Origin of the sequence: Pseudomonas sp. B21-036, assembly GCF_024748925.1 — a bacterium.
GTDB classification, from domain to species: domain Bacteria; phylum Pseudomonadota; class Gammaproteobacteria; order Pseudomonadales; family Pseudomonadaceae; genus Aquipseudomonas; species Aquipseudomonas palmensis.
This window is the reverse complement of sequence record NZ_CP087178.1, coordinates 3,403,231-3,429,244: the sequence shown is the minus strand read 5'-3', so window position 1 is coordinate 3,429,244 and position 26,014 is coordinate 3,403,231. Positions and strand designations below refer to the sequence as shown.

Genomic DNA, 26,014 nt, shown 5'->3' with positions numbered 1-26,014 from the left:
CTGAACAATGGATAACAACAAGCACATACCGCTCAGAACCCTCGAAAGCACGCCCGCCCTGGGCAACCTCGACCGCCTCTGCGACATGCAGGAGGGGCGCCTGTCGGGCAAGGTGTTCTGGGACGAGGCGATCTACGAGCAGGAGCTGGAGAAGATCTTCGCGCGCTGCTGGCTGTTCGTCGCCCACGAATCCCAGCTGCCCAGGTCCGGCGACTACCTGACCACCTCGATGGGCGAAGACGAAGTGCTGGTGGTACGCCAGAAGGACGCCTCGATCAAGGTGTTCCTCAATGCCTGCCCGCACCGCGGCAACAAGGTGTGCTTTGCCGAGGCCGGCAACGCCCGCGGCTTCATCTGCAACTACCACGGCTGGTCGTTCGGCGCCGATGGCGGGCGCCTGATGGGCATGCACGAATCCAAGTGCTACGAAGAAAGCCAGTTCGACAAGTCCAGGCATGGCCTGCGCGAAGCCCGCGTGGCCAGCTACAAGGGCCTGGTGTTCGCCACCTTTGCCAGCGATGCGCCGACCCTGGAGGAGTACCTCGGGCCGATGACCTGGTACATGGACGTGATGCTCGACATGGACGAGGGCGGCAGCGAGTTCCTGGGCGGCTGCATCCGCTCCACCATCGAGTGCAACTGGAAGATCGCCGCCGAAAACTTCGTCGGCGACATCCTGCACGGCGGCTGGACCCACGACTCGGCGGCCAAGGCCATGCTCGGCGGCCCGGTGGCCAATGTCGGCGAACTGCCCGAATCCTACTCGGTGAACTGGAACGGCCACGGCTACGAGTTCGCCACCGACGTGGTCGGCAACGCCGCCACCCTGGGCGAAAAGGACATCAACAAGTACCTGCATGTGCTGCGCCCCAAGGTCGCCGAGCGCCTGGGCGAGTTCCGCTCGAAGCTGATCGGCGCGATCTCCTCGTTCACCGTGTTCCCCAACTTCTCGTTCCTGCCGGGGCAGAACACCGTGCGCATCTGGCAGCCGCGTGGCCCGCACAAGATCGAGCTGTTCACCTGGGTCATCGTCAACAAGAACGCCCCGCAGGACATCAAGGACAAATGGCGCCGTGGCGCGATGATGACCTTCTCGCCCACCGGCGTGTTCGAGATGGACGACGGCGAGAACTGGGAATACTGCACCAAGACCAGCCGTGGCGTGGTCACGCGCTACCAGGACCTGTACGTGGGCCTGGGCATGCACACCCGCCTGGACGACAGCGAGCTGCCGGGCAACGTGTTCAAGGGCCAGCTCAACGAATGCAACGCGCGGGCGTTCTACCAGCGCTGGAAAGACCTGCTGCAGGCACCGACCTGGGCCGACGTACCAGACCGCAACGGCACGCTGCGCTGAGGGGGCGAAATGACACACCAACTGCAGGACACCCCGGTGTCCATCGACGAGGCCCGCCGGGTCGAACAGTTTCTGCTGCGCGAGGCGCGCCTGCTCGACAACGAGTGCTGGGACCAATGGCTGCTGAGCCTGAGCGAAGCCATCCACTACTGGATGCCCGGCATCGAGAACCGTCGCCGCGAAGACAAGTCCGGGCCCTACCGCCTGGAGCACATGGCCTTCTTCGATGACGGCATGCGCGAGCTCAAGCGCCGCGTGGCGCGCTTCAAGCAGCCCTCGGCCTGGGCCGAGAACCCGCCCACGCGCAACGTGCACTTGGTCAGCAACATCGAGGTGTACGCCGGCGCCGAGCCGGGCGAGTACCTGGCGTACTCGTGCTTCGTCAACGTGCGCAGCCGCGGCCTGGACGAACACGCCCAGCTGGCCGGGCGGCGCGAGGACGTGCTGCGCCTGGAGGCCGAGGGCCTCAAGCTGCTCAAGCGCAAGATTCTGATCCCCAACGCGATGTTGCTGTGCAAGAACATCAACACGTTCCTATGAGGGCCTGCACATGGCTTGGTTGAAAGGGCAGGTGGCACTGGTCACCGGCGGTACCGGCGGCATCGGCAGCGCCATCGTGCGCCGCTACGTGGCCGAAGGCGCCAGGGTCGCGGTAATGGGCCGCGACGCGGCGCAACTGGCGGCGCTGGCTGCCGAGCTGGGCGATGCGGTGATCACCGTGCAGGGCGACGTGGCGCGCTATCAGGATAACCAGCGCGCCGTGGCCGCCACCCTGGAGGCGTTCGGCAGGCTCGACACCTTCGTCGGCAACGCCGCGGTGTTCGACTATTTCACCCGCCTGGACCGCATCGCCCCGCAGGATTTCGAGGGTGCGTTCCAGAAACTCTTCGCCACCAACGTGCAGGGCTACCTGCTCGGCGCGCAGGCGTCGATCGAGGCGCTGCGCCAAACCCGTGGCAGCATGATCTTTACCTTGTCCAACAGTGCCTTTTATGCCGGCGGTGGTGGCATTCTGTACGTCACCGCCAAGCATGCGCTGGTGGGCATGATCCGCCAGCTGGCCTACGAGCTGGCGCCGGACATCCGGGTCAACGGCGTGGCGCCGGGGGCGACCAACACGCCGATGAAAAGCCTGGATGGCCTGAACAGCCGCAGCGTACCGCTCAACCAGATCCCCGGGTTCGAGGCCGGTGCCGCGCAGGCTGTGCCCCTGCAACGGATTGCCGAGCCCGAGGACCACACCGGGCACTACGTGCTGCTGGCCTCGCGCGAGAATGCCGGGTTGACCACCGCCAACATCATCCACAGCGATGGCGGCTGGGAGATTCGCAGCGCCGGCCCCACGCGGTCGCGCAAGGCCTGAGCCTTGATAACCAGAACAAGAGAGATGCGTGATGACAACAACAAGCCTGAGTGCACCGCAACAGCAACTCCTGAACCTGTTCGCCGGGCTCGACCTGCCGGTGCTGGCTGCGCCGATGTTCCTGGTGTCGGGCCCGCGCCTGCTCGCCGCCAGCTGCCAGGCCGGCATCGTCGGCAGCCTGCCGGCGCCCAATGCGCGCACCGTCGAGCAACTGCAGCAATGGCTGGAACAGATCGTCGGCGAGCGTGACGCCGCGCAGCAGCGTGGCGAACAGTGGGCGCCGTGGATGCTCAACATGATCGTGCACAGCACCTACGACCGCTTCGAGGCCGAGCTTGAACTGGTGCGCCGTTACCAGCCGCCGATCGTTTCCACCGCCCTGGGCAGCCCCAAGCGCGTGCTCGACACCGTGCACGCCTATGGCGGGGTGGTGATCGCCGACGTGATCAGCCCGGCCCTGGCACGCAAGGCCGTGGCCGCCGGCGTCGATGGCCTGGTGCTGGTGTGCAACGGCGCCGGCGGGCATACAGGCAACTACAACCCGTTCGCCTTCGTCGCCGAAGTGCGCGAGTTCTGGGACGGCCCGCTGGGCCTGGCCGGGGCGATCTCCAACGGGCGCGACATCCATGCCGCGCAGGTGCTGGGCTGCGACTTCTCGCTGGTGGGCACGCGCCTGATCGCCACCCACGAAAGCCTGGTCGAGGACGCCTACCGCGACATGCTGGTGGAGTGCTCGCTGGACCAGGTGACCACCACCAAGGCGGTCAGCGGTGTGCTGGCCAACTGGATGCAGCCGTCGCTGGACAAGGCCGGCATCGACCCGCGCAGCGAAACCCGCCCCAGCATCGACTTCTCCGGCGACATCGCCACCGCCAACAAGGCGTGGAAGCACGTGTGGTCGGCGGGGCAGGGCGTGGGCCAGATCACCCGCACCTGCAGCGTGGCCGAGCTGGTCGACGAACTGCACCAGGGCTATCGCCAGAGTCGCGCGCGCGCGTTGTAAGCCAACCGGACCCGTTCAGGAGCAATCCCATGACCCACCCCAACCTTCAGGCCGCCGCCGCAGCGCTGGCCCAGGCCCGCTCGACCCGCACCCCGTGCGGGCGCATTTCCGAGCGTTTCGACATCCAGTCGCTGCACGACGCCTACGCCGTGCAGGAACTCGCCACCCAGGCCGCGCTGGCCGCCGGCCGGCGCCTGAGCGGGCGCAAGGTCGGCCTCACCTCGCTGGCGGTGCAGCAGCAACTGGGCGTCGACCAGCCCGACTTCGGCATGCTGTTCGCCGACATGGAATGCCACGATGGCCAGGCCATCGACAGCACGCGGCTGATTCAGCCCAAGGCCGAGGGCGAGATCGCCTTCGTGCTGGGGCGCGACCTGCCCGACCCCGACACCACCCTGGGCGAGCTGCTGCGCGCGGTCGACCATGTGCTGCCGGCGCTGGAGATCGTCGACTCGGCCATCGAGGACTGGAAGATCACCCTGGTCGACACCGTGGCCGACAACGCCTCCTCGGGCCTCTACGTGCTGGGCAAGACCCCGGTCAGCCTGCACGGCCTGGACCTGGCCCTGGAAGGCATGCTGCTGGAGAAGAACGGTGCCCAGGCCGCCATCGGCGTGGGCGCCGCGTGCATGGGCAACCCGCTGGATGCCTGCCTGTGGCTGGCGCGCACCATGGCCCTGGCCGGGCGCCCGCTGCAGGCCGGTGACGTGCTGCTGTCCGGCGCGCTGGGGCCGATGGTGCCGGTGGTGGCGGGCGACAGCCTGCGCCTGCGCCTGACCCGCCTGGGCGAAGTGAGCTGTCGCTTCACCTGAGCCGTGCCGGCTTGAACCCGGCGGCCTGACCGACCGCCGGTACCTACAACAATAAAACCAGTGAGCAGCGGGCCGACGGCCTGCCGCGCTCACGAGGGCGTGCAATGTACGACTTCTTCAACGACCCCACCCAGCTGGCCCCCGCCCAGGTGCTGTACGAACCGCGTGCCGACGGCAGCTTCGTGCTCAGCTCGCCCGAGCCGCTGCAACCCTATGCGCGCTGCATCGGCCAGTGGCTGGAACACTGGGCCGTGCAGGCGCCGCAGCGTGCCTACCTGGCCGAACGGCGCGGCGCGGGCTGGTTCAGCCTGACCTACGAGCAGGTGCGCCAGCGCGTCGGCGCCCTGGCCCAGGGCCTGCTGGAACTGGACATCGCAGCTGGCCGGCCGCTGCTGATGCTCTCGGAAAACGACCTGGACCAGGCGCTGCTGACCCTGGCGGCGATGCACGTGGGCATCCCGGTGTCGACCATCTCGGTGGCCTACTCGCGCAATACCGGCAGCGGCTGCGCCAAGCTCAAGGCGATTGTCGAGGTGCTCAAGCCGGGGCTGATATTCGTCAACGACGGCGATGCCTATGGCCGCGCCATCGCCCTGGTCGACCCGGACTGCCCGGTGGTGGCGGCGCGCAACGCCCAGGAAATCCCCGGTGCGCTGGCCCTGCCGCACCTGTACAAGGCCGAGACCCCGGCGGTGATGGCCGCCTTCGCGCGCCTGGATGGCGACACCCCGGCGCGCTACCTGATGACCTCCGGCTCCACCGGTGCGCCCAAGGCCGTGGTCAACACCCACGGCATGCTCTGCGCCAACCAGCAGGCGATTGCCCAGTGCTGGCGCTTTCTGGAGCAGGGCGAACTGATCGTGCTCGACTGGCTGCCCTGGAGCCACGTGTTCGGCGCCAACCACAACTTCAACCTGGTGCTGCGCAACGGCGGCACCCTGTACATCGACGACGGCCTGCCGGTGCCGGGGCAGATCGACCGCACGCTGGAGAACATCCGCTCGGTCAGGCCCACGCTGTTCTTCAACGTGCCGCGCGGCTACGAGATGCTGCTGCCGCACCTGGAGCGCGACCCGGCGCTGGCCCAGGCCCTGTTCGGGCGCCTGCGCATGCTGTTCTATGCCGCTGCCGCCCTGCCGCAAAGCAGCTGGAGCCGGCTGGTGGCGTGTGCCGGGAAGGTGCGCGACACGCCGCTGTTCTTTGCCACCGAATGGGGCTCCACCGAAACCTCGCCGGTGGTCACCAGCGTGCATTTTGCCGCCGACAAGGCCGGCATTATCGGCCTGCCGGTACCGGGCACCGAGCTCAAGTTCGTGCCGGCCGGCGACAAGCTGGAGATGCGCGTGCGCGGCCCCTCGGTGTTCCCGCGCTACCTGGGCGACCCGGCCAGCACCCTGGCGGCGTTCGATGAAGAGGGCTTCTACCGTATCGGCGACGCCGGGCGCCTGGTCGACCCGGCGCGCCCCGAGCTGGGCGTGCAGTTCGACGGCCGTGTGACCGAGGACTTCAAGCTCTGCAGCGGCACCTGGGTGTCGGTGGGCACACTGCGCCCACGCCTGGTCAGCGCGCTGGCGCCGTATGCCAGCGACTGCGTGATCGGCGGGCATGACCGCGACATGATCGGCGCGCTGGTCTACCCGTCCCAGGCCCTGCGCGACCTGCTCGGCGACGAGGGCCAGCACATGAGCGGTGCACAGCTGGCGCTGCAGCCCGAGGTGCGCCTGGCGCTGTGCGCGGGCCTGCAGGCACTGGCCCGGGAATACCCGGCCTCGTCCCAGCATGCCGTGCGCCTGGTGATCCTCGATTCGCCGCCCAGCCTCAACGACGGCGAGATCACCGACAAGGGCTACATCAACCAGCGCACCGCCTTGAGCCTGCGCGCCGAGGCCGTGCAGCGCCTGTACGCCGACAGCCTCGACCCGAGCGTCATCCTCCTCGCCGAAGTCTACGGAGAAGCCGTATGAACCCTGCAAAATTCAATGTCGCCATCATCGGCTCCGGCAATATCGGCACCGACCTGATGATCAAGCTGTTGCGCCACGGCAAGCACCTGAAAATGGCCGTGATGGTCGGCATCGACCCGGCCTCCGACGGCCTGGAACGCGCCCGCCGCCTGGGCGTTGCCACCACCCACGAAGGGGTCGAGGGCCTGGCGCGCATGCCCGAGTTCGCCGATATCGACTTCGTGTTCGATGCCACCTCGGCCGGCGCCCATGTACGCAACGACGCCTACCTGCGCGCACGCAAGCCCGGCATCCGCCTGATCGACCTGACCCCGGCAGCCATCGGCCCGTACTGCGTGCCGGTGGTGAACCTGGAGCAGAACCTGGCGCAGTTGAACGTCAACATGGTCACCTGCGGCGGCCAGGCGACCATCCCGATGGTGGCCGCGGTGTCGCGGGTGGCCAAGGTGCACTACGCCGAAATCGTCGCCTCGATTGCCAGCAAGTCCGCCGGCCCCGGCACCCGCGCCAACATCGACGAGTTCACCGAAACCACCTCCAAGGCCATCGAAGCCATCGGCGGTGCAGCCAGGGGCAAGGCGATCATCGTGATGAACCCGGCCGAGCCGCCGCTGATCATGCGCGACACCGTGTTCGTGCTCTCCGAAGCCTGCGAGCAGGCCCGCGTGCAGGCCTCCATCCACGAGATGGCCCAGGCGGTGCAGGCCTACGTGCCCGGCTACCGGCTCAAGCAGCAGGTGCAGTTCGAGGTGATCGAGCCCCAGGCGCCGCTGCTGATCCCGGGCCTGGGCCGCTTCAGCGGGCTCAAGACCTCGGTGTTTCTCGAAGTCGAAGGCGCCGCCCACTACCTGCCGGCCTACGCCGGCAATCTCGACATCATGACGTCCGCCGCGATGGCGACCGCCGAGCGCATGGCCCAGGCCATGGCGCACAACTGAGGATGCCCGCATGACGTTCAATCCCGCCAAGAAGCTCTACATCAGCGACGTGACCCTGCGCGACGGCAGCCACGCGGTGCGCCACCAGTACTCGCTGCAGAACGTGCAGGACATCGCCCGTGCGCTGGACAAGGCCAGGGTCGATTCCATCGAAGTGGCCCACGGCGATGGCCTGCAGGGCTCCAGCTTCAACTACGGGTTTGCCGCCCACACCGACCTGGAGTGGATCGAGGCCGTGGCCGACGTGATCAGCCACGCCAGGATCACCACCCTGCTGCTGCCCGGCATCGGCACGGTGCACGACCTCAAGGCCGCGTATGACGCCGGCGCCCGCGTGGTGCGCGTGGCCACCCACTGCACCGAGGCCGACGTGGCCCGCCAGCACATCGAATATGCGCGCGGGCTGGGCATGGACACCGTGGGCTTTCTGATGATGAGCCACATGATCCCGGCCGAGCAGCTGGCCGCCCAGGCCAAGCTGATGGAAAGCTACGGCGCCACCTGCGTGTACATGGCCGACTCCGGCGGTGCGATGAACATGCAGGACGTGCGTGATCGCTTTCGCGCGTTCAAGGCCGTGCTCAAGCCCGAGACCGAAACCGGCATGCATGCCCACCACAACCTCAGCCTCGGGGTCGCCAACTCGATCACCGCGGTGGAGGAGGGGTGCGATCGCATCGATGCGAGCCTGGCCGGCATGGGCGCGGGCGCCGGCAACGCGCCCCTGGAAGTGTTCATCGCCGCCGCCGAGCGCCTGGGCTGGAACCACGGCACCGACCTCTACACGCTGATGGATGCAGCCGACGACATCGTGCGCCCGTTGCAGGACCGTCCTGTGCGGGTCGACCGCGAATCGCTGGCGCTGGGCTATGCCGGGGTCTACTCCAGCTTCCTGCGCCACGCCGAAATCGCCGCGGCGCGCTATGGCCTGAAAACCGTCGACATCCTGGTCGAGCTGGGCAAGCGGCGCATGGTCGGCGGCCAGGAGGACATGATCGTCGACGTGGCGCTGGACCTGCTGGCCGCCGCCGGACGCGCGCAGTGACGGAGGGTACGCACATGAGCTTCACCCTGCAGATCCAGCCGGTCGGCCTGAGCTGCCCGGTCAACGCCGGGCAGAGCGTGCTCGACGCTGCCCTGGCCGATGGCCTGATGCTCAAGCACAGCTGCCGCACCGGCACCTGTGGCAGTTGCAAGGGCCAGGTGCTCAGCGGCGAGGTGGACCACGCCGACAGCCCGCTGGCAGTGCTCAGCGAAGCCGAGCGGGCCCAGGGCCTGGCGCTGTTCTGCTGCGCCAGGGCACGTTCCGACCTGGTCATCGACGCGCCGGAAGTCACCGAGCTGCGCGGCATCGGCATCCAGCAGATGGGCGTGCGCGTGGCCAGCCTCGACAAGGTCAGCCACGACGTGGCGGTGCTGCGCCTGATGCTCGCGCCGGGCGCCGCATTCGCCTACCTGCCGGGGCAGTACGTGCAGGTGCTGCTCAAGGACGGCAGCCGGCGCAGCTACTCGATGGCCACCGCAGCGGCGCGCGACAACCAGCTTGAGCTGCACATCCGGCACATGCCGGGCGGGGTGTTCAGCGGGCATGTGTTCAATGCGTTGCAGCCCAGGGCGATCCTGCGCATGGAGGGGCCGTTCGGTTCGTTCTACCTGCGCGACAGCCAACGGCCGATGGTATTGCTGGCCAGCGGCACCGGCTTTGCCCCGGTGCAGGCGCTGCTCGAGCAACTGCGCGAGCGCGGCGACAACCGCCGCCCGGTGTACCTGTACTGGGGCGGGCGGCGCCGTGAGGACCTCTACCGGCATGAACAGCTGCTGGCCTGGGAGGCGCAGTTGCCGTGGCTGCGCTACACCCCGGTGCTGTCCGAGCCGGGCCCGGCCTGCGACTGGCAGGGGGCCACCGGCTTCGTGCACCGCCAGGTGCTGCAGGACTTCCATAGCCTCAAGGACTTCGAGGTCTATGCCTGCGGTGCGCCGATCGTGGTCGACTCGGCGCGACGTGATTTCGTCGAGCAGCGGGGGCTGGAGCCCGCGCATTTTCATGCCGATGCGTTCGTGTAGCTCAGGCCGGGCGAGCCCACGCACAGCGGGTGGGTGATGGCGTCACCGTCCTCGGCCCTCATGGCCCTGGCCGGTGACGCATTCATGCAGCCCGGATACAAAAAGTTACCTTGGGAAAACCCATTCAAATCAACCCATTAGGAAATTGACGGGGTTCAGATACAAAAAATTTCAAAACTCCCGTGTACAGCTGAGGAAGGCCAGGGGTAATTTCTCCTACAAGCTGCGCGGTCAACTCTGCAATGGAATGCAGCCTGTAGCATCCCGGATCTTCATGCCTCCACCGGGGTTGCACCTACAACAATAGAGGGAGCTATCCGTGAACTGCATTTTCTGTGCAATCGCCAAGAAAGAAGCACCGGCTGCCGTTGTCTACGAAGACGAGCAGTGCCTTGCCTTTCTCTCGATTCAGCCGATCACTCCTGGCCATGTCCTGGTCATTCCCAAGGCCCACGCAAGCGGCCTGGGTGATATCCCTCCTCAAACCTGTGGCCACATGATGCGTGTGGGTCAACGGATGGCGGCCGCCCTGCGTGAAAGCGGCCTGAGCCTCGAAGAACAGCCCTGTGAAGGTATCAACCTGCTGCTGTGCGATGGCGCAGTGGCCGGGCAGACCGTAGGTCACGCGCACCTGCATGTGCTGGCCCGCTTTGTCGGTGACGGTTTCAACCTGGGTCATGCGGACCTCCCGATCGCCACGCCACAGGTGCTGGGCGAGCGCGCCGAGCAGATCCGCCGAGCCTTGGCCTCGCTACCACCGAACTGACTGCACCTCGCTCTGGTTCAACGGCACGCCCGCCACTAGCGGGTGGGTGTCTGGCTGTGCGCAGCCCGCAAATCAACAACCTATGGCTATCTACGCAAGGAGGCGAAGCTATGTATTGTCCTGTGGAAACTTAAGTCGTGCGCTGGGCTGAGTTGAATACTACAGATCACAATAAGAAGGGATTTCTCATGCCGTCACTCGCCAGTAACAAGGCTGACTTGCCTTCGGCAAGTATGCAGTTGGTCAAGGATGATTCCGCCGGTTCGGCCATCTACAGTTTCTATGATTCAGTCCTCCAGGAGTTGTGCCAGTCTGACAAGGTAAAGGTCAGGCAGGTGGTAACGCCTGCGCAATTCATCGAACTTTCTCGTGCCCGTAGCCGGTTGTATGGGCAGCGCAAGATCTATTACAAGACGCTGTTTGGCAACTCGGTCGACAACACCGTGTGCCTGGATGAATACGACCCGCGTTCCTATGTGTTTGCCTTTTATCATGATGGTGAAATCATCGGCACTCAGCGTATTACGCCGTTCCCTCACGAGTCGGGTGAGTTCATCAGCCATGAACAACTGGTGCAGTTCTCCGGGCCCAACTACGAGCACGAGTGCGTCGAACTTTCGCGCCTGATCGTCGACAAGCATGCCCCGGTCAAGAACGTGGTCAACGGGCTGGCCATGACCGGTGCCTCGCTGGTGGCCCTGCAAGGCGGCTACAAGACGTTCATCACCTATGTGAAGCCACGGCTGGCGCCGAAGTTCGACAGCTTCGTGTTCGATCAGGACGGCATCTTCTTCCAGATCAAGGCCCGTGGCGATCATTACTACGCCCTGTACAAAGGCGATCTGATGCCGTCGGTGACGCCCTTCTTCGGCCTGCCCAGCTGCCCGGCAGACCTGAAGGACGTCGATGACCTGATTCGCCATACCTTGGCCGCCCGTCACGCGAGGCAGTCACTGGCGGGATAAGCATCACACAATAACGACAACATTGAGGTTGATCCAAGATGGAAGCCAGGAACAAAGAAGTGGTCATCGAGTTTTACGAGCGCATGTTTGGTCAGCGTGAACTGGCGGTTGCCGATACCTTGATTGCCGAGGACTACGTGCAGCACAACAACGTGTTCATTCCCCCGCGCCGCGAAGGCTTCAAGACCTACTTCACGCAGTTCTTCAAGACGTTCCCCGAGTCGGGTACCAGTATCGAGCGGGTCTGCGCCGAAGGCGATTATGTCTTCCTGTATGCCAAGCACTGGGCCAAGCACAGGTTCTTCACGGTGAACTACAAGGTGATCGATATCTACCGTGTTGAAAATGGTGTGCTGATGGAACACTGGGACACTATCGAAGGCCTGGGCTTCTTTTCCAAGTTCATCTACATCATCAAGTCCGTGCTGCGCCTGTAACGCCGTATTCGCCTGACCGTATAACACGTGTCATGAACGATTTATCAACACGCCAAGGAAGAGAGTGAAATGACTGAAGTGACCGCGTTTCGCAAAGAGCTCAAAGCCATCTGTGACGCCGAATGGGAAAAGATCAAGGCCGGCCGTTTCTTCCAGATGATGAAGCGTCCCGAACTGCAGCGTGAGCTGTACATCAAGTCGATTGTCCAGGTGTACCACTACACCAAGAACAACGCGATCAACCAGGCGGTGGCGTGCTGGAACCAGGACCACAAGAAGGTCGGCCTGCTGCGTTTCGCGATGAAGCATGCGCTGGAAGAGCTGGGCCACGAAAACATGGCGTACAACGACCTGATCGCCATTGGCGTGGACCCGTCGGAGTTCGAGAAACCGATGCTGCCGGCTACCGAGGCGTTCTACGGCTACCTGGACTTCGTTTCCGTATGCCGCGGCATCATTCCGCGCCTGGGCTACAGCTTCTGGGCCGAGGACTGCTATGAGCACCTCGAACCCCTGATGGACGTGTGCAAGAACCATCTCAAGCTGACCGACCAGCAACTGACCTTCTTCGTCGCCCACGCGATCATCGACGAGAAGCACTCCGAGCAGGTCAACGCCGCCATCGACCGCTGGGTCGTGACCGACGAAGAAAAAGAGGCGGTCAAGCAAGTGGCCCGCACCACGGTCTACCTGATGGGCAAGATCCTCGAGTCGGTCGCCGACGAGTTCTGATTGATCGGCACCAGGCGTCCTCGCGCACCCCGCTGCGCGAGGACTTTTTCACATGGCGTGCACAACAATAAAAACGATTGGCTGGTCATGGCGTTTGTCGAACCGCCTGGCGGCCACGGTCAATCCACCAGGAGGTGCCATGAGTAGTAATAGCGACATGATTACCTGGGGCATGATGCTGCGCAAAATTCCCTCGATCACTCGGGCCATTCCTCGGCTCGTCAGGGGCCTCAAGGTTTCCAAACTCAAGGCCGATCAGCCCTGTGGCCTGGGTTGGGCCTTCGAACAGGCGGTGGCGCGCAACCCTCAAGGGCCGGCGCTGCTCTACAAGGACACGCGCTTCAGTTACGAACAGGTCAACCAGTGGGCCAACCGTTTCGCCCACTACCTGCTGGCCCGTGGCCTGAAAAAAGGCGATGTGGTAGGCATCTTCATCGAGAACCGCCCCGAATTGCTGGTCAGCGTACTGGCCGTGAGCAAGATCGGCGGCATCTGCGCCATGCTCAACACCTCGCAGACCAACAACGTGCTGATCCACAGCCTGGGCCTGGTCAACCCGTCGGCGATCATCGTCGGCCAGGAGCTGGTGCCATCGTTCGAGGCGGTGCGCGACGAGGTGGCCATCGACAGGCAGCGCAGCTTTTTCCTGGCCGACACCGATACCACGCGCGATGCCGGCATCGCCCCCGAGGGCTACGTCAACCTGACTCTTGCCAGTCAGGGGCACGCTACGGCCAATCCGGCGACTACCCAGCAGGTCTACCTCGACGACGCCTGCTTCTACATCTACACCTCCGGTACCACCGGCCTGCCCAAGGCCGGGGTGTTCAAGCATGGGCGCTGGATGAAGGTCTACGGCAGCTTCGGCATGATCGCCCTGGACATGCGCCCCGATGACATCGTCTATTGCACCTTGCCGCTGTATCACGGCACCGGCCTGTGCGTGAGCTGGGGTTCGGCATTGGCCGGTGCCTCGGGCTTCGCCATCCGCCGCAAGTTCAGCGCCAGCCAGTTCTGGGAAGACACGCGCAAATTCAAGGCCACCACCATCTGCTACGTCGGTGAACTGTGCCGCTACCTGATCGATCAGCCTGCGGCCGGCAACGATGGCGACAACCCGGTGGTGAAGATGATCGGCAACGGCCTGCGTCCGGGCGTGTGGCTCGACTTCAAGAAACGCTTCAACATCGAGCGGGTCTGCGAGTTCTACGCCGCCAGTGACGGCAACATCGGCTTTACCAACATCCTCAATTTCGAGAACACCATCGGCTTTGCCATCAACGCCTGGTCGCTGGTGGAGTACGAACACGACACCGGCGAACCACGGCGCAACGCCGACGGATTCATGCAGAAGGTCGGCAAGGGCGGTCAGGGCCTGTTGCTGGCCAAGATCGACGACGACGCCCCGTTCGATGGCTACACCGACCCGGAGAAGAGCAAGAAGGTGGTGCTCTACGACGTGTTCGAAAAGGGCGACCGCTACTTCAACAGCGGCGACCTGATTCGCGATATCGGCTTTGGCCATGCCCAGTTCGTCGACCGCCTGGGGGATACCTTCCGCTGGAAGGGCGAGAACGTCTCCACCACCGAAGTCGAGAACATCATGGTGCAGCACCCCCACATTGCCGAAGCCGTGGCCTACGGGGTGGAAATCAAGAACACCAACGGTCGCGCCGGGATGGCCGCCATCACCCCGTCGGCGCCGCTGGAGCAGCTGGATTTCTGCGACCTGCTGCGCTTCGTCAAGAGCCAGATGCCTCACTACGCGGTGCCGATGTTCTTGCGCGTCAAGACCTGCATGGAAACCACCGGCACCTTCAAGTACCAGAAGACCAAGCTCAGAAGCGAAGCCTTCGACCCCAGCCAGACCGGCGAAGACCCGGTGTATGCCTGGCTGCCGGGCACCGAAACCTACGTGCGGGTGACCGATCAGGTGCTGCAGGACATTCATGGCGGCAAGTTCCGCTACTGAAGGGCAACCGCGCCAGCGGCGCACCGCAAGGCCTGCCTGCATGCATGCGCAAGGCTGCTCACTGGAGCGGGCGGCCTTGCGTCCCACTTTCAGCTTCACTGCCCTGCAACTTCTGCCTGCCGGATTCTGCAGCAGCCCGTCGTGACCCCCACCGCTTGATTGCGCGCCTGATGCTCCGCCCCTTGCGGTACAGGGCATTCCGGAGTACAGCTGATGGCAGGATGCCTTCAGTTGTGGCATCGCAGGAGCGTTTCATGATGTCGACCCCCTTACTGCCGGTGCCGCTGCCGCACAAGCGTGACGTGCGCCTGGCCGTGCTGCTGTTGCTGGTGATCTGCGTATCGCTGGCATCGCTGACGGCCTGGAAGATATGGGCTGCACGTCAGCGCGCGCTGAACGAGGTTCAGGTACACAGCCTCAACCTGACCCAGGCACTGGACACCTATGCCGAGGGCATCATCCGCCAGAGTTCGATGATGCTGCTGGGCCTGAGCGAGCGGCTCGAAGTCGATGGCGGCGGGCCGCAGCAACTGGCGCGCCTGGCCGGGCTGGTGGAGGAGCAGAACGAACTGCTGACGCAACTGCATGGGCTGACCATCTATGGCCCGACGGGCGAATGGCTGATGTCGACCAACGGCCCGATTCCGGACGGTGCGAACAGCGCCGACCGCGAGTTCTTCATCCACCATCGTGACAACCCGTCCCGCGAGGTGTTCATCGGCCCGCCGATCCGCAGCCGCTCCACCCAGGACTGGGTGATCACCGTCAGCCGGCGTTTCGAGCAGCCCGGAGGGCAGTTCGCCGGGGTGATCGCGGTGACCCTGGGGGTGGAGAACTTTCTGCGCCTGTTCGGCAAGATCGACGTGGGCAAAGACGGTGCGATCGCGCTCACCTACACCAGTGGGCGCATCCTGGTGCGCTACCCGTTTCGCGAGCAGGACATGGGCCGCGACTTTTCCCGGTCGCCGATCTACACCCGCTACCTGGTGGAAAACTCGGTGGGCACGGCTTCGTTTGCCTCGAGCCTGGATGGGGTGGAGCGCCTGTATGCGTTTCGCAAGAACGAGCACCTGCCACTGGTGACCACCGTGGCCATCGGCAAGCGCGAGGCCCTGGACGCCTGGCGCATGGAAGCGTGGCTGACGGTGGGGCTGGTGCTGGCGTTGCAGGGGGTGATCGCGGTGATTGGCCGGCTGCTGATCCGCGACATGCGCCATCGTGCCGAGATGGATGCGCAACTGCTGGTGGCGCGCGAAGAACTGCTGGCCACCAACCGGCAGCTGGCGGTGCTGGCCACCCACGACACGCTCACCGGGCTGGCCAACCGCCGGCGTTTCGACGAGGTGCTGGCCAGCGAAGTGCGGCGTGCCCAGCGCGAGGCCCAGCCGCTGGCTTTGCTGCTGATCGATATCGATCATTTCAAACGCTTCAATGACGCCTACGGGCACATTGGCGGTGACGAATGCCTCAAGGCGGTGAGCGCCTTGCTGCGCGAGTGCGTGCGCCGCCCGACGGATGTGGTGGCGCGTTATGGCGGGGAAGAGCTGGCGATGGTGCTGCCCAATACCGAGGTGGCGGGCGCGGTGGTGGTGGCCGAGACGGTGCTGGCGCGGTTGGCCGAGCTGAACATCGTGCATGCTGGCAGCCCGTTGGGGCGGGTGTCGGTGAGTATCGGCGTGGCAGGCATGGCGGGGCAGGGCGAAACGCCCCTGACGCTGGTGGCGGCGGCCGATCAGGCGCTGTATGCGGCCAAGGCGGCGGGGCGTAATCGGTGTGTGGTGTTCGAGGGGGGCGGTGCCGCCCATCGCGGGTCAAGCCCGCTCCCACAGGGGTAGCGCAAGCCTGGAAGTCACCGCCGTCCCCTGTAGGAGCGGGCTTGGCCCGCGATGGGCCTCGAATCTCCGGCGCCTGAACTGCCCCTTCGCTGGCAAGCCAGCTCCCACAGGTGCTGCACGGGCCTAAAGGTCACCGCCGTCCCCTGTAGGAGCGGGCTTGGCCCGCGATGTGCCTCGAATCTCCGGCGCCTGAACTGCCCCCTTCACTGGTAAGCCAGCTCCCACAGGTATTGCACGGGCCTAAAGGTCACCGCCGTCCCTGTAGGAGCGGGCTTGGCCCGCGATGTGCCTCGAATCTCCGGCGCCTGAACTGCCCCCTTCACTGGTAAGCCAGCTCCCACAGGTATTGCACGGGCCTAAAGGTCACCGCCGTCCCTGTAGGAGCGGGCTTGGCCCGCGATGTGCCTCGAATCTCCGGCGCCTGAACTGCCCCTTCGCTGGCAAGCCAGCTCCCACAGGTGTTGCACGGGCCTAAAGGTCACCGCCGTCCCTGTGGGAGCGGGCTTGGCCCGCGATGGGCCTCGAATCTCCGGCGCCTGAACTGCCCCCTTCGCTGGCAAGCCAGCTCCCACTGGTATTGCACGGGCCTAAAGGTCACCGCCGCCCCCTGTAGGAGCGGGCTTGGCCCGCGAAGAGGCCCTCACAGACGACACAAAAAGCCTTATTGCCCCAACCACTGCGGCGTATTGAAGTTGCTCAGGCGCCGGTCCTCCTCTGAACACTCCACTGCCTGCAACGGATGCTCCAGCAACGCCCGCAGCAGGCTGCGCTCACCGGCCTGCCATGCCGCCTGCAAGCTCGCCTGCTGGCGCACCGGGATCACGCAGAACATCGGCTGCCACTGCTGGCCCTGGCGCACCATCGCCGCGCAGTCCCCGGTGACCGCCACGCTCAGCAACTGCTCGAGCAACCCGCGCTCGATCAGCGGTGCATCACACGCCAGCACCACCAGCCAGGCATGCCGCGCCACCGCAAGCCCGGCCAGCACCCCGGCCAGCGGCCCGGGAAACCCAGGCTCGGCATCGCCCACCAACTGGTCGGCAAACGCCCGATAGGCGTGCTGGTTGCGATTGCAGGAAAGGATCAGGTCATCGCTCAGGTCACGCACCACGGCGTGCACGTGCGCGATCAGCGGGCGGCCCTGCCAGGACAGCAGGCCCTTGTCCTGCCCGCCCATGCGCTGGCCACGGCCGCCGGCCAGCAAAAGAATGGAGCAGGGGGGAAGTACGGCGGCGGTCATTGCAGGGTTCCAGTCCATAAGCGGGCTAGCACCATCCCATGACCGCCGCGCGGCTGTCCATCAGCTTTGTTCGACCACCGCAGTGTCGGCCTGGGCGTCACGCCGGCGCCAGCCGGTCACGCGCATCACCACCACGAAGAACACCGGCACGAACACGATCGCCAGCGTGGCGCTGAGCATGCCGCCGATCACCCCGGTGCCGATGGCCTGCTGACTCGCCGAGCTGGCGCCGGTGGCAATCGCCAGCGGCACCACGCCCAGGATGAACGCCAGCGAGGTCATCACGATGGGCCGCAGGCGCAGGCGCGCGGCCTGCACGGTGGCCTCGACCAGATCATGCCCTTCGTCCACCAGGCTCTTGGCGAACTCGATGATCAGGATCGCGTTCTTCGCCGACAGGCCGATCAGGGTGATCAGGCCGACCTTGAAGAACACATCGTTGGGCATGTCGCGCAGGGTCACCGCCAGCACCGCACCGAGCACGCCCAGCGGCACCACCAGCAGCACCGAGGTGGGGATCGACCAGCTTTCGTACAGCGCCGCCAGGCACAGGAACACCACCAGCAGCGACAGCGCCATCAGCATCGGTGCCTGCGCCCCGGACAACTGCTCCTGCAGCGACAGCCCGGTCCATTCCAGGCCAAAGCCCAGCGGCAGCGCATCGACCAGGCGCTGCACCTCGGCCATCGCCGCGCCCGAGCTGTAGCCCGGTGCCGGCTCGCCCGACACGGCAATGGCCGGGTAGCCGTTGTAGCGGGTCAGTTGCACCGGCCCCGATACCCACTGCGCCTGGGCGAAGGCCGACAACGGCACCATCTTGCCGCTGGTGTTGCGCACGTGGATCTTGAGCAGGTCCTCGACCTGGCTGCGCTGGTCGCCCTCGGCCTGCACCACCACCCGCTGCATGCGGCCCTGGTTGGGGAAGTCGTTGACGTAGGTCGAGCCGATGGCCGTGTTGAGCACCGTGCCGATGTCGTCGAACGACACGCCCAGCGCGTTGGCCTGCTTGCGGTCGATCAGCAACTGCACCTGCGGGCTTTCGGCCAGGGCGCTCTCGCGCACGTTGGCCAGCACCGGGCTTTTCGCGGCCTCGGCCAGCAACTGGTCACGCGCCGCCATCAGCCCGGCATGGCCCACGCCGGCACGGTCCTGCAGGCGGAACTCGAAACCGGTCGAGGTGCCCAGGCCATCCACCGAGGGCGGTAGCACCGCATAGGCCACCGCGTTCTTGAACTGGCTGAAGGCGATGTTGGCGCGCTCGGCGATGGCCTCGGCGCTGTCCTTGGCGGTGCGCTCGGACCAGTCCTTGAGCGTGGTGAACACCAGCGCCGCGTTCTGCCCGCTGCCCGAGAAACTGAAGCCCAGGATCACCGTGGTGTTGCCCACGCCAGGTTCGCCTGCGCTGTGCGCCTCGATCTGCTCGGCCACCTGCACGGTACGGTTGCGGCTGGCGCCGGGCGGCAGCTGCACGTCGGTGATGGTGTAGCCCTGGTCTTCGGTAGGCAGGAACGAGGAGGGCAGCTGGCTGAAGGTCCAGCCCAGCGCCACCAGCAGCAGGCCATACACCACCAGGTAGCGGCCGCTGCGCTGGATCGCGTGCATCACCCAGCGCTGGTAGCCGTTGCTCATGCCTTCGAACTTGCGGTTGAACCAGCCGAAGAAACCGCGCTTGACGTGGTGTTCGCCCTTGGCGATCGGCTTGAGCAGGGTGGCGCACAACGCCGGGGTCAGGCTCAGGGCAAGGAACGCCGAGAACAGGATCGATACCGCCATCGACGCCGAGAACTGCTGGTAGATCACCCCCACCGAGCCCTGCATGAACGCCATCGGCACGAACACCGCCACCAGCACCACGGTGATGCCGACGATGGCGCCGCTGATCTGCTGCATGGCCTTGCGCGTGGCTTGCTTGGGCGGCAGGCCTTCCTCGGCCATGATCCGCTCGACGTTCTCCACCACCACGATGGCGTCGTCCACCAGGATGCCGATGGCCAGCACCATGCCGAACAGGGTCAGCACGTTGATGGAGAAGCCCAGCGTCAGCATCACCGCGAAGGTGCCCATCAGCGCCACCGGCACCACCAGGGTCGGGATCAGCGTGTAGCGGATGTTCTGCAGGAACAGGAACATCACCAGGAACACAAGCACCATCGCCTCGATCAGGGTGTTGATCACCTGTTCGATCGACACCTTGACGAACGGCGAGGTGTCATACGGGATGTCGTACACCGCCCCGGGCGGGAAGTAGCGCGACAGCTCGTCCATCTTGGCCTTGACCAGGGTTGCGGTCTGCATGGCGTTGGCACCGGGCGCCAGCTGCACGCTGAAGGCGGTGGACGGCTTGCCGTTCAGGCGCGTGCCGTACTGGTACTCCTGGGCGCCGATCTCGACCCGCGCCACATCACCCACGGTGACCCGCGAGCCATCCGGGTTGGCGCGCAGCACGATGTCGGCGAACTCCTGGGGCGTCGACAGCTGGCCCTTGATCAGCACGTTGGCAGTGATTTCCTGGGTCGGGCTGCCGGGCAGGTCGCCGATGCTGCCAGGGGCCACCTGGGCGTTCTGCGCGGCAATCGCAAGGTTCACGTCCTCGGGGGTGAGGTTGAAGCCGATCAGCTTCTGCGGGTCGAGCCAGATACGCATGGCGCGTTCCGAGCCATACAGCTGCGCCTTGCCCACGCCCGGTACCCGGCGCACCTCGTTCATCACGTTGCGCGCCAGAAAGTCGCTCAGCGCGGTTTCGTCGAGGCGGTCATCGTCGGCGGTCAGGGTCACCAGCATCAGGAACCCGGTGGAGATCTTCTCCACCTGCAGGCCCTGCTGGGTCACCGCCCGCGGCAGGCGCGACTCGACGATCTTCAGGCGGTTCTGCACATCGACCTGGGCCAGTTCCGGGTTGGTGCCCGGCTGGAAGGTCGCCGTTACCGTGGCGCTGCCCAGGCTGCTGGTGGACTGGAAGTACAGCAGGTGATCGGCGCCGTTGAGCTCCTGCTCGATCAGGCTGACCACGCTCTCGTCCATGGTCTGCGCCGAGGCGCCGGGGTATACCGCGTACACCTCGATCTGTGGCGGCGCCACGTTGGGGTACTGGGCCACCGGCAACTGCGGGATGGCCAGCGCACCGCCGAGCAGGATGAACAGCGCGACCACCCAGGCGAACACCGGGCGGTCAATAAAGAACTGCGGCATGGATCAGGGCCTCACTGGGCGGTGGTCTGGGCGATGGGGGCAGCCGTGTCGGTGGCGGGGGTCACGCTCACCTGGTCACCCACCTTCACGTGCTGCAGGCCTTCGGTGACGATGCGATCGCCCGGGGCCAGGCCCTCGGTGACGATCCAGCGGTCCTGCTGCACGCTGCCCAGCACCACGGCGCGCTCGCTCACGCGCTGCTCGGCGTCCACCAGCAGCACCCGCGGCAGGCCCGCGCTGTCACGCAGGATGGCCTGCTGCGGCACGCTGATGCCCTTGGGCTGCACCGCCTGTTCCAGGCGCACGCGGATGAAGCTGCCGGGCAGCAGGTCCAGGTCGGGGTTGGGGAACTCGCTGCGCAGGGTGATCTGGCCGGTGCTCGGGTCCACGCTGATGTCGGAGAACAGCAGCTTGCCCGCCAGCGGATAAGGGGTGCCGTCATCCTGGATCAGCGTGGCGCGGGCCTGGTCCTGGCCCACCTGCTTGAGCTCGCCGGCACGCAGGGCACGGCGCAGGGCGTTGATCTCGCGGGTCGACTGGGTCAGGTCGGCATGGATCGGGTCGAGCTGCTGAATGATCGCCAGCGGGGTCGATTCGTTCTGCCCCACCAGCGCGCCCTCGGTCACCAGGGCACGGCCCACGCGCCCGGAAATCGGCGCGGTCACGGTGGCATAGCCCAGGTTCAGGCGCGCACGCTCGAGCGCGGCCTTGGCCGCTGCCACTTCGGCGTCGGCCTGCATGGCGGCGGCGCGGGCGTTGTCGTGCTCCTGGCGGCTGATCGCGTCGATCGAAATCAGCTCGGCGTAGCGCTGGTCCTGCAGGCGCGCCTGAAAGCGCGTGGCCTCGGCCTTGGCCAGGTTGGCGCGGGCGCTGTCGTAGTCGGCCTTGAACGGTGCCGGGTCGATGCGAAACAGCACGTCGCCCTGTTTCACGTCGCTGCCCTCACGGTACACCCGCTTGAGCACCACCCCGGCCACCCGCGCGCGCACCTCGGCGATGCGTGGCGCCAGGATGCGCCCCGACAGCTCGGTGCTGATGGCCAGGGGTTGCTCGCGCACGGTTTCGACGCTGACGGCGGGCTTGGGGGCTTGTTCTTCGGCGGGCGGCTTGCTGTCGCAGCCGGCCAGGGCCAGGCTCAGCAGCAACAGGGGCGCCAGGGTACGCAGACGGACGGGGCTTGAACTGGGCATGCGGATCTTCCATAAATGACCCGGCAATGCTAAGGCAGCCGCGCTACAGGCAGTTGTTAAGCTATGTAGGGCGAGTGTGAAAAAGTGTGAAGAATTTCGCGACCTGCGAATAAGCGCTATATCCTGCCTGACTTTCCCGGCCTTTCAAACTACCCATGCCCACTATCCTTCTGGTCGAAGACGACTGCGCCCTGAGCGAACTGATCGCCAGCTACCTGCAACGCAATGGTTTCAGCGTCAGCGTGATTGCGCGGGGGGACCACGTGCTGGAAGAGGCGCGGCGCAGCAAACCCGACCTGGTGATCCTGGACCTGATGCTGCCGGGCCTGGACGGCCTGCAGGTGTGCCGGCAGCTGCGCGCCGAATCGCTGCTGCTGCCGATCCTCATGCTCACCGCCCGCGACGACAGCCACGACCAGGTGCTGGGCCTGGAGATGGGCGCCGACGACTACGTCAGCAAGCCGTGCGAGCCGCGCGTGCTGCTGGCGCGGGTGCGGACCCTGCTGCGGCGCAGCAGCATCAACGAGCCGCATCTCGAGAGCGACCTGATCGTGATCGGCGGGCTGCGCATCGACCTGGCCGAACGCACCGTGCTGTGGCGCGACCAGACGGTGGAGTTGTCCAGCGGCGAGTTCAACCTGCTGGTGGTGCTGGCGCGCAATGCCGGCAGCGTGCTCAGCCGCGACTGCATCCTGCAGCAGTTGCGCGGCATCGAGTTCAACGGCACCGACCGCTCGGTGGACGTGGCCATCTCCAAGCTGCGGCGCAAGTTCGACGACAGCGCCGGCGAGGCGCGCAAGATCAAGACGGTGTGGGGCAAGGGCTACCTGTTCAGCCGAGTCGAGTGGGAATTCTGAGGAGCGGCCACGGCCATGCTGAAAATTCTGGTACGCCTGTATCTGGTGACCATCGTCGCGTATGCCGGGTCGATCTTCCTGATCCCCGAACTCATCCTGCATGTGTTCCATGACCGCTACATCGCCTACAACCAGGACCAGGCGCGGGGCGTGCAGCGCCTGATCGTCAACCAGTTCCACCTCAAGCACCGCGACAGCTGGCCCCAGGTGGCCGAGGCGCTGAACACCGATTTCGCCCCCCTCAGCATCGAGCTGCGCCGGCGCGCCGACCTGGACCTGAACGCCGAGGAGCAGGCGCACCTGCAGGCCGGCCAGTACGTGGTGCGCCTGGGGGAGTGGGGCTATTACGAAACCGCCCTGGCGCCGCTGGACAGCGAGTGGATGGTGGTGCTGCGCAACCCGCCGGACCCGGCGGACATCTACCTGCTGTCGTGGGGCATCACCGTGCTGATCGGTGCGGCGCTGCTGGGCTGCCTGCTGTTCTGGGTGCGCCCGCACTGGCGTGACCTGCAGCGGCTCAAGGCCACGGCGCAGCGCCTGGGCGAAGGCAACCTGGCGGAGCGCACGCTGATCTCGCCACGCTCGAACATCGGCGCGCTGGCCAAGGTGTTCGACACCATGGCGGCGGATATCGAATGCCTGCTGACCCAGCAGCGCGAGTTGCTCAATGCGGTGTCGCATGAGCTGCGCACGCCGCTGACCCGCCTGGATTTCGGCCTGGTGCTGCTGTACGACGAAATGCCCCCGGCCAGTCGCAAGCGCCTGCTGGAACTGGTGGGGCACGTGCGCGAGCTGGATGCGCTGGTGCTTGAGCTGCTGTCGTACAACCGCTTGCAGAATGGCCAGGGTGGCGAGCGGGTGGAGGTGGCGCTGCCCGAGTTCGTCGACAGCATCCTGGGCAGCTATGCCGAAGAGCTGGATGGGCGCGGGGTGAGCCTGGAGGTGCGTGCCGAGCCGGATCTGCCGCGCTTTGTGCTGGACCCGCGGTTGACGGCGCGGGCGGTGCAGAACCTGATCCGCAACGCCATGCGTTATTGCGGGCAGCGCATCCTGCTGCGCCTGAGCGTGGATGCCAAGGGCGCGTGCGTGCTGACCGTCGAGGATGACGGCATCGGCATTCCGCAGGAGGAGCGCGAGCGCATCTTCCAGCCGTTCTACCGCCTGGATCGCAGTCGGGACCGTGCCACGGGCGGGTTTGGCCTGGGGTTGGCGATCAGCCGTCGGGTGATCGAGGGGCAGGGTGGCACCCTGACGGTGGGGCAGTCGGCGTTGGGGGGGGCGCAGTTTCGCATCTGCTTGCCGCGGGGGCGGTAGGGGCGACAAGTCTGATGTCAGGTGGATTCACTGCAATCGGGTGTCGAACACACCGAGGCTGGCAATACCGCCCCGTGTAGGAGCCGGCCTTGCCGGCGAAGCGCCGCGCTTGCGGCGCTCGATCCTGAGAGCGCTGCAAGGGCATCGGTTGGCTCTAGTCGGCCACCGCAATTCCTGGCTGGTTTTCTCGCTCACCCCTTCAATCATCAGCCTTGAAGTTCATTCGGGCTGGAAGGTGCCTGTCTTGAATCCACCGGTGCTCCCCAAACCGAGCGCCGCCCGCGCGGCGCTTCGCCGGCAACGCCGGCTCCTACATTGGCTGCAACGAACCATGGCCTGCAGGAATGCAACTGCGCCGATCACGGCCCCGGCCGCTGCGGCCGCACCGACACCCCGAACGCATTGCCCATGCGCTGCCCCGTGGCCGACTGGTTGAACAACCCCAGCTGGTTCGGCGCGCGCCGGCTCACATCCACCTCCATCGCCTTGCGGTTGGCCTGCGCCGCGCGCTGCCCATTGCCGTTCTGCAACTGGCGCGTCAGGCAGTCGTACGCCAGCGCCCGCGCCTGGCCCACCTGCACGTCGATGCAACCCTCGTCCTCACCCGCCTGCACCACGCCACTCGACAGCCCACTCAGCAGACCGGCAACCAGCCACAACCCCGCGATTCGACAGCCCATGTCCATGCCCTCCCTGAAGCGGTTTCCCCCAGTCTAGCCCCAGGCGACTTCCCACATCGTTAAGGTTTTTTGCCTACCGCTGTCACATCAGATTCATACACAGGCCCCACGATGGCGACTTTCGGGGGAGACACCGGTTTGCGCCACAGCCTTGCCAGAATCGCCGTGCTGCTGTTGGCCGTGCTGGCGATGCCGGTGCACGGCGCAGGCCCGATCCGTTTCGACATACCGGCCCAGCCACTGGACGAGGCGCTGCACACCTTCGGCCAGCAGAGCGGCATGGCGGTGCTGGTGGACCGGGAGCTGACCGCACGCCAGCGCTCGATGCCGCTGAGCGGCGCGTTCAGCGCCCGCGACGGCCTGCGCAGGCTGCTCGAAGGCACCGGGCTGATGGCCCGCTACAGCGGCGCCGAGGCCTTCACCGTGCAGCGCGTGGCACTGCCGGCAGCCGCGCCGAACCCGCGTGCCACAGGCGGGGCCGGCGCGGCCGGCAATTATGCGCGCACGCTGCAACGCGCCGTGGAACAGGCGCTGTGTGCCAGCGCGCTGGCACGCCCAGGCCATTACCGGGCCGCAGTGCAGGTATGGATCGACGCCCGCGGGGTGCTGGCCCAGAGCCGCCTGCTGGCCTCCACCGGCGATCACCGGCGTGACAGCGCGCTGGTCGAAAGCCTGCGCGCCCTGCGCCTGGAGCGGCCACCGCCCTCGGCGCTGGCGCAACCGGTGACGCTGCTGCTGTTGCCCGATACACGCATGGACTGCCCTTAATCGCATGGAGGCTAGGCAGTATGAATACACCTCTGGTCACGTTGTTCCTGACCTCTTACGACGAGTTCAAGGTGCGCCTCAAACGCCGCCTGGGTTCGGACGACCTGGCCTGCGACGTGCTCCAGGAAACCTACCTGCGGGTCGACCGCATGCAGGCCACCCACGCGCTGCACAAGCCCAACGCCTACCTCTACCGCATGGCCCTGAACATCGCCGCCGACCGGCGCCAGGCCGACGCCCGGCTGCTCACCGGCGCAGAGGTCGAAGACCTGCTGCAGGTGGCCGAAGACCAGGACCCGGCGCGCATCGTCGGCGGCCAGCAGGAAATCCAGTGCCTGCTCGGCGCACTCTACGAACTGCCGGCACGGCGCCGGCGTATCTTCATTGCCGCGCGCCTGGAGGAAGCCTCGCACCTGGAAATCGCCCAGCGCTTCGGCATCTCCACGCGCATGGTCGAGAAGGAGCTCAAGGCCGCACTGGGTTACTGCGCCACGCGGCTGGAAAGAAAAGTGTTCCAGCGGTTCGGTCCCGGTGCGGGAAAACCGTCTTGAACAATACACAGCGCCAT

General features: G+C 66.0%; 23 protein-coding genes. 19 read left to right on the top strand and 4 right to left on the bottom strand.

The features are described 5' to 3' along the window. Positions 1–7 precede the first annotated feature (7 nt). The 15 genes from LOY33_RS15395 to LOY33_RS15325 all read left to right on the top strand — a co-directional run bounded on the left by LOY33_RS15395 (position 8) and on the right by LOY33_RS15325 (position 16,208). Positions 8–1,357 carry an SRPBCC family protein gene (locus LOY33_RS15395; protein ID WP_043861077.1) on the top strand — a complete coding sequence of 450 codons (1,350 nt, stop codon included), beginning with the start codon at positions 8–10 and terminating at the stop codon, positions 1,355–1,357. A gap of 9 nt (positions 1,358–1,366) precedes the next feature. Continuing rightward, complete coding sequence (locus LOY33_RS15390) at positions 1,367–1,897, top strand: 3-phenylpropionate/cinnamic acid dioxygenase subunit beta (RefSeq protein ID WP_043861078.1); 531 nt, start codon at positions 1,367–1,369, stop codon at positions 1,895–1,897. 10 nt (positions 1,898–1,907) lie between these two features. Further along, a complete protein-coding gene (hcaB, locus tag LOY33_RS15385) occupies positions 1,908–2,720 on the top strand; it encodes a 3-(cis-5,6-dihydroxycyclohexa-1,3-dien-1-yl)propanoate dehydrogenase (protein ID WP_054916105.1) in 813 nt (270 codons plus the stop codon). A gap of 31 nt (positions 2,721–2,751) precedes the next feature. After that, complete coding sequence (locus LOY33_RS15380; protein ID WP_043861080.1) at positions 2,752–3,723, top strand: nitronate monooxygenase family protein; 972 nt, start codon at positions 2,752–2,754, stop codon at positions 3,721–3,723. Positions 3,724–3,752: 29 nt separating this feature from the next. Beyond that, positions 3,753–4,535 (top strand): 2-keto-4-pentenoate hydratase, encoded by a 783-nt coding sequence (locus LOY33_RS15375; protein WP_058541174.1) that lies wholly within the window; start codon positions 3,753–3,755, stop codon positions 4,533–4,535. Positions 4,536–4,639: 104 nt separating this feature from the next. After that, positions 4,640–6,499, top strand: coding sequence for a feruloyl-CoA synthase (locus tag LOY33_RS15370; protein ID WP_258659342.1), 1,860 nt, complete (start codon positions 4,640–4,642; stop codon positions 6,497–6,499). Continuing rightward, the gene (locus LOY33_RS15365) at positions 6,496–7,437 is read left to right on the top strand and encodes an acetaldehyde dehydrogenase (acetylating) (protein WP_043859792.1); all 942 of its coding nucleotides are present in this window, start codon (positions 6,496–6,498) and stop codon (positions 7,435–7,437) included. Before LOY33_RS15370 ends, LOY33_RS15365 begins: the two co-directional genes overlap by 4 nt. Before the next feature lie 10 nt (positions 7,438–7,447). Further along, a complete protein-coding gene (dmpG, locus tag LOY33_RS15360) occupies positions 7,448–8,482 on the top strand; it encodes a 4-hydroxy-2-oxovalerate aldolase (RefSeq protein WP_054916102.1) in 1,035 nt (344 codons plus the stop codon). Positions 8,483–8,496: 14 nt separating this feature from the next. Beyond that, on the top strand, positions 8,497–9,501 hold the full coding sequence (locus LOY33_RS15355) for a CDP-6-deoxy-delta-3,4-glucoseen reductase (RefSeq protein WP_196932328.1): 1,005 nt from the start codon (positions 8,497–8,499) through the stop codon (positions 9,499–9,501). A 319-nt stretch (positions 9,502–9,820) separates the two neighbouring features. Next, a complete protein-coding gene (locus LOY33_RS15350; RefSeq protein ID WP_043859795.1) occupies positions 9,821–10,267 on the top strand; it encodes an HIT family protein in 447 nt (148 codons plus the stop codon). 188 nt (positions 10,268–10,455) lie between these two features. Further along, on the top strand, positions 10,456–11,232 hold the full coding sequence (locus LOY33_RS15345; protein ID WP_231390606.1) for a hypothetical protein: 777 nt from the start codon (positions 10,456–10,458) through the stop codon (positions 11,230–11,232). Positions 11,233–11,270: 38 nt separating this feature from the next. After that, complete coding sequence (locus tag LOY33_RS15340; RefSeq protein ID WP_043859797.1) at positions 11,271–11,669, top strand: ester cyclase; 399 nt, start codon at positions 11,271–11,273, stop codon at positions 11,667–11,669. A gap of 69 nt (positions 11,670–11,738) precedes the next feature. Further along, a complete protein-coding gene (locus LOY33_RS15335) occupies positions 11,739–12,401 on the top strand; it encodes an iron-containing redox enzyme family protein (protein ID WP_043859798.1) in 663 nt (220 codons plus the stop codon). A 139-nt stretch (positions 12,402–12,540) separates the two neighbouring features. Further along, positions 12,541–14,373 (top strand): long-chain-acyl-CoA synthetase, encoded by a 1,833-nt coding sequence (locus tag LOY33_RS15330; RefSeq protein ID WP_229589305.1) that lies wholly within the window; start codon positions 12,541–12,543, stop codon positions 14,371–14,373. Positions 14,374–14,630: 257 nt separating this feature from the next. After that, positions 14,631–16,208: a diguanylate cyclase gene (locus tag LOY33_RS15325; RefSeq protein WP_258659339.1), complete on the top strand. Its 1,578-nt coding sequence runs from the start codon at positions 14,631–14,633 to the stop codon at positions 16,206–16,208. Positions 16,209–16,869: 661 nt separating this feature from the next. On the opposite strand, the gene mobA is transcribed toward LOY33_RS15325, so the two are convergent. Genes mobA through LOY33_RS15310 form a run of 3 tightly spaced genes read right to left on the bottom strand, consistent with a single transcriptional unit; the run spans position 16,870 to position 21,827 of the window. Next, entirely contained in the window at positions 16,870–17,448 is a 579-nt protein-coding gene (mobA, locus tag LOY33_RS15320) for a molybdenum cofactor guanylyltransferase MobA (RefSeq protein WP_258659337.1), read from the bottom strand. 60 nt (positions 17,449–17,508) lie between these two features. Beyond that, positions 17,509–20,637, bottom strand: a complete 3,129-nt coding sequence (locus tag LOY33_RS15315) for an efflux RND transporter permease subunit (RefSeq protein ID WP_043859687.1) — start codon at positions 20,635–20,637, stop codon at positions 17,509–17,511. Between the two features lie 11 nt (positions 20,638–20,648). Beyond that, positions 20,649–21,827: an efflux RND transporter periplasmic adaptor subunit gene (locus LOY33_RS15310; RefSeq protein WP_043859688.1), complete on the bottom strand. Its 1,179-nt coding sequence runs from the start codon at positions 21,825–21,827 to the stop codon at positions 20,649–20,651. A 155-nt stretch (positions 21,828–21,982) separates the two neighbouring features. Here LOY33_RS15310 and LOY33_RS15305 point away from each other — a divergent pair, with 155 nt between their 5' ends. Together LOY33_RS15305 and LOY33_RS15300 are read left to right on the top strand one after the other, a co-directional pair. Further along, on the top strand, positions 21,983–22,684 hold the full coding sequence (locus LOY33_RS15305) for a response regulator transcription factor (RefSeq protein WP_043859689.1): 702 nt from the start codon (positions 21,983–21,985) through the stop codon (positions 22,682–22,684). A gap of 15 nt (positions 22,685–22,699) precedes the next feature. Continuing rightward, on the top strand, positions 22,700–23,998 hold the full coding sequence (locus LOY33_RS15300; protein WP_054916096.1) for an ATP-binding protein: 1,299 nt from the start codon (positions 22,700–22,702) through the stop codon (positions 23,996–23,998). 359 nt (positions 23,999–24,357) lie between these two features. Here LOY33_RS15300 and LOY33_RS15295 read toward each other — a convergent pair whose 3' ends face one another. After that, positions 24,358–24,678 carry a hypothetical protein gene (locus LOY33_RS15295; RefSeq protein WP_258659328.1) on the bottom strand — a complete coding sequence of 107 codons (321 nt, stop codon included), beginning with the start codon at positions 24,676–24,678 and terminating at the stop codon, positions 24,358–24,360. 138 nt (positions 24,679–24,816) lie between these two features. On the opposite strand from LOY33_RS15295, the gene LOY33_RS15290 reads away from it, so the two are divergent. Further along, positions 24,817–25,446 carry an STN domain-containing protein gene (locus LOY33_RS15290; protein WP_258659326.1) on the top strand — a complete coding sequence of 210 codons (630 nt, stop codon included), beginning with the start codon at positions 24,817–24,819 and terminating at the stop codon, positions 25,444–25,446. A gap of 20 nt (positions 25,447–25,466) precedes the next feature. Then, positions 25,467–25,997, top strand: a complete 531-nt coding sequence (locus LOY33_RS15285; protein WP_043860351.1) for a sigma-70 family RNA polymerase sigma factor — start codon at positions 25,467–25,469, stop codon at positions 25,995–25,997. Positions 25,998–26,014 lie beyond the last annotated feature (17 nt).

Bases quoted from the DNA above. Each gene is read 5' to 3' on its own strand.
- LOY33_RS15380 (WP_043861080.1), top strand. From the start codon at position 2,752: ATGACAACAACAAGCCTGAGTGCACCGCAACAGCAACTCCTGAACCTG.
- hcaB (WP_054916105.1), top strand. From the start codon at position 1,908: ATGGCTTGGTTGAAAGGGCAGGTGGCACTGGTCACCGGCGGTACCGGC.
- LOY33_RS15375 (WP_058541174.1), top strand. From the start codon at position 3,753: ATGACCCACCCCAACCTTCAGGCCGCCGCCGCAGCGCTGGCCCAGGCC.
- LOY33_RS15330 (WP_229589305.1), top strand. From the start codon at position 12,541: ATGAGTAGTAATAGCGACATGATTACCTGGGGCATGATGCTGCGCAAA.
- LOY33_RS15325 (WP_258659339.1), top strand. From the start codon at position 14,631: ATGTCGACCCCCTTACTGCCGGTGCCGCTGCCGCACAAGCGTGACGTG.
- LOY33_RS15395 (WP_043861077.1), top strand. From the start codon at position 8: ATGGATAACAACAAGCACATACCGCTCAGAACCCTCGAAAGCACGCCC.
- dmpG (WP_054916102.1), top strand. From the start codon at position 7,448: ATGACGTTCAATCCCGCCAAGAAGCTCTACATCAGCGACGTGACCCTG.
- LOY33_RS15345 (WP_231390606.1), top strand. From the start codon at position 10,456: ATGCCGTCACTCGCCAGTAACAAGGCTGACTTGCCTTCGGCAAGTATG.
- LOY33_RS15340 (WP_043859797.1), top strand. From the start codon at position 11,271: ATGGAAGCCAGGAACAAAGAAGTGGTCATCGAGTTTTACGAGCGCATG.
- LOY33_RS15300 (WP_054916096.1), top strand. From the start codon at position 22,700: ATGCTGAAAATTCTGGTACGCCTGTATCTGGTGACCATCGTCGCGTAT.
- LOY33_RS15335 (WP_043859798.1), top strand. From the start codon at position 11,739: ATGACTGAAGTGACCGCGTTTCGCAAAGAGCTCAAAGCCATCTGTGAC.
- LOY33_RS15310 (WP_043859688.1), bottom strand. From the start codon at position 21,827: ATGCCCAGTTCAAGCCCCGTCCGTCTGCGTACCCTGGCGCCCCTGTTG.
- LOY33_RS15390 (WP_043861078.1), top strand. From the start codon at position 1,367: ATGACACACCAACTGCAGGACACCCCGGTGTCCATCGACGAGGCCCGC.
- LOY33_RS15285 (WP_043860351.1), top strand. From the start codon at position 25,467: ATGAATACACCTCTGGTCACGTTGTTCCTGACCTCTTACGACGAGTTC.
- LOY33_RS15370 (WP_258659342.1), top strand. From the start codon at position 4,640: ATGTACGACTTCTTCAACGACCCCACCCAGCTGGCCCCCGCCCAGGTG.
- LOY33_RS15315 (WP_043859687.1), bottom strand. From the start codon at position 20,637: ATGCCGCAGTTCTTTATTGACCGCCCGGTGTTCGCCTGGGTGGTCGCG.
- LOY33_RS15305 (WP_043859689.1), top strand. From the start codon at position 21,983: ATGCCCACTATCCTTCTGGTCGAAGACGACTGCGCCCTGAGCGAACTG.
- mobA (WP_258659337.1), bottom strand. From the start codon at position 17,448: ATGACCGCCGCCGTACTTCCCCCCTGCTCCATTCTTTTGCTGGCCGGC.
- LOY33_RS15365 (WP_043859792.1), top strand. From the start codon at position 6,496: ATGAACCCTGCAAAATTCAATGTCGCCATCATCGGCTCCGGCAATATC.
- LOY33_RS15355 (WP_196932328.1), top strand. From the start codon at position 8,497: ATGAGCTTCACCCTGCAGATCCAGCCGGTCGGCCTGAGCTGCCCGGTC.
- LOY33_RS15295 (WP_258659328.1), bottom strand. From the start codon at position 24,678: ATGGGCTGTCGAATCGCGGGGTTGTGGCTGGTTGCCGGTCTGCTGAGT.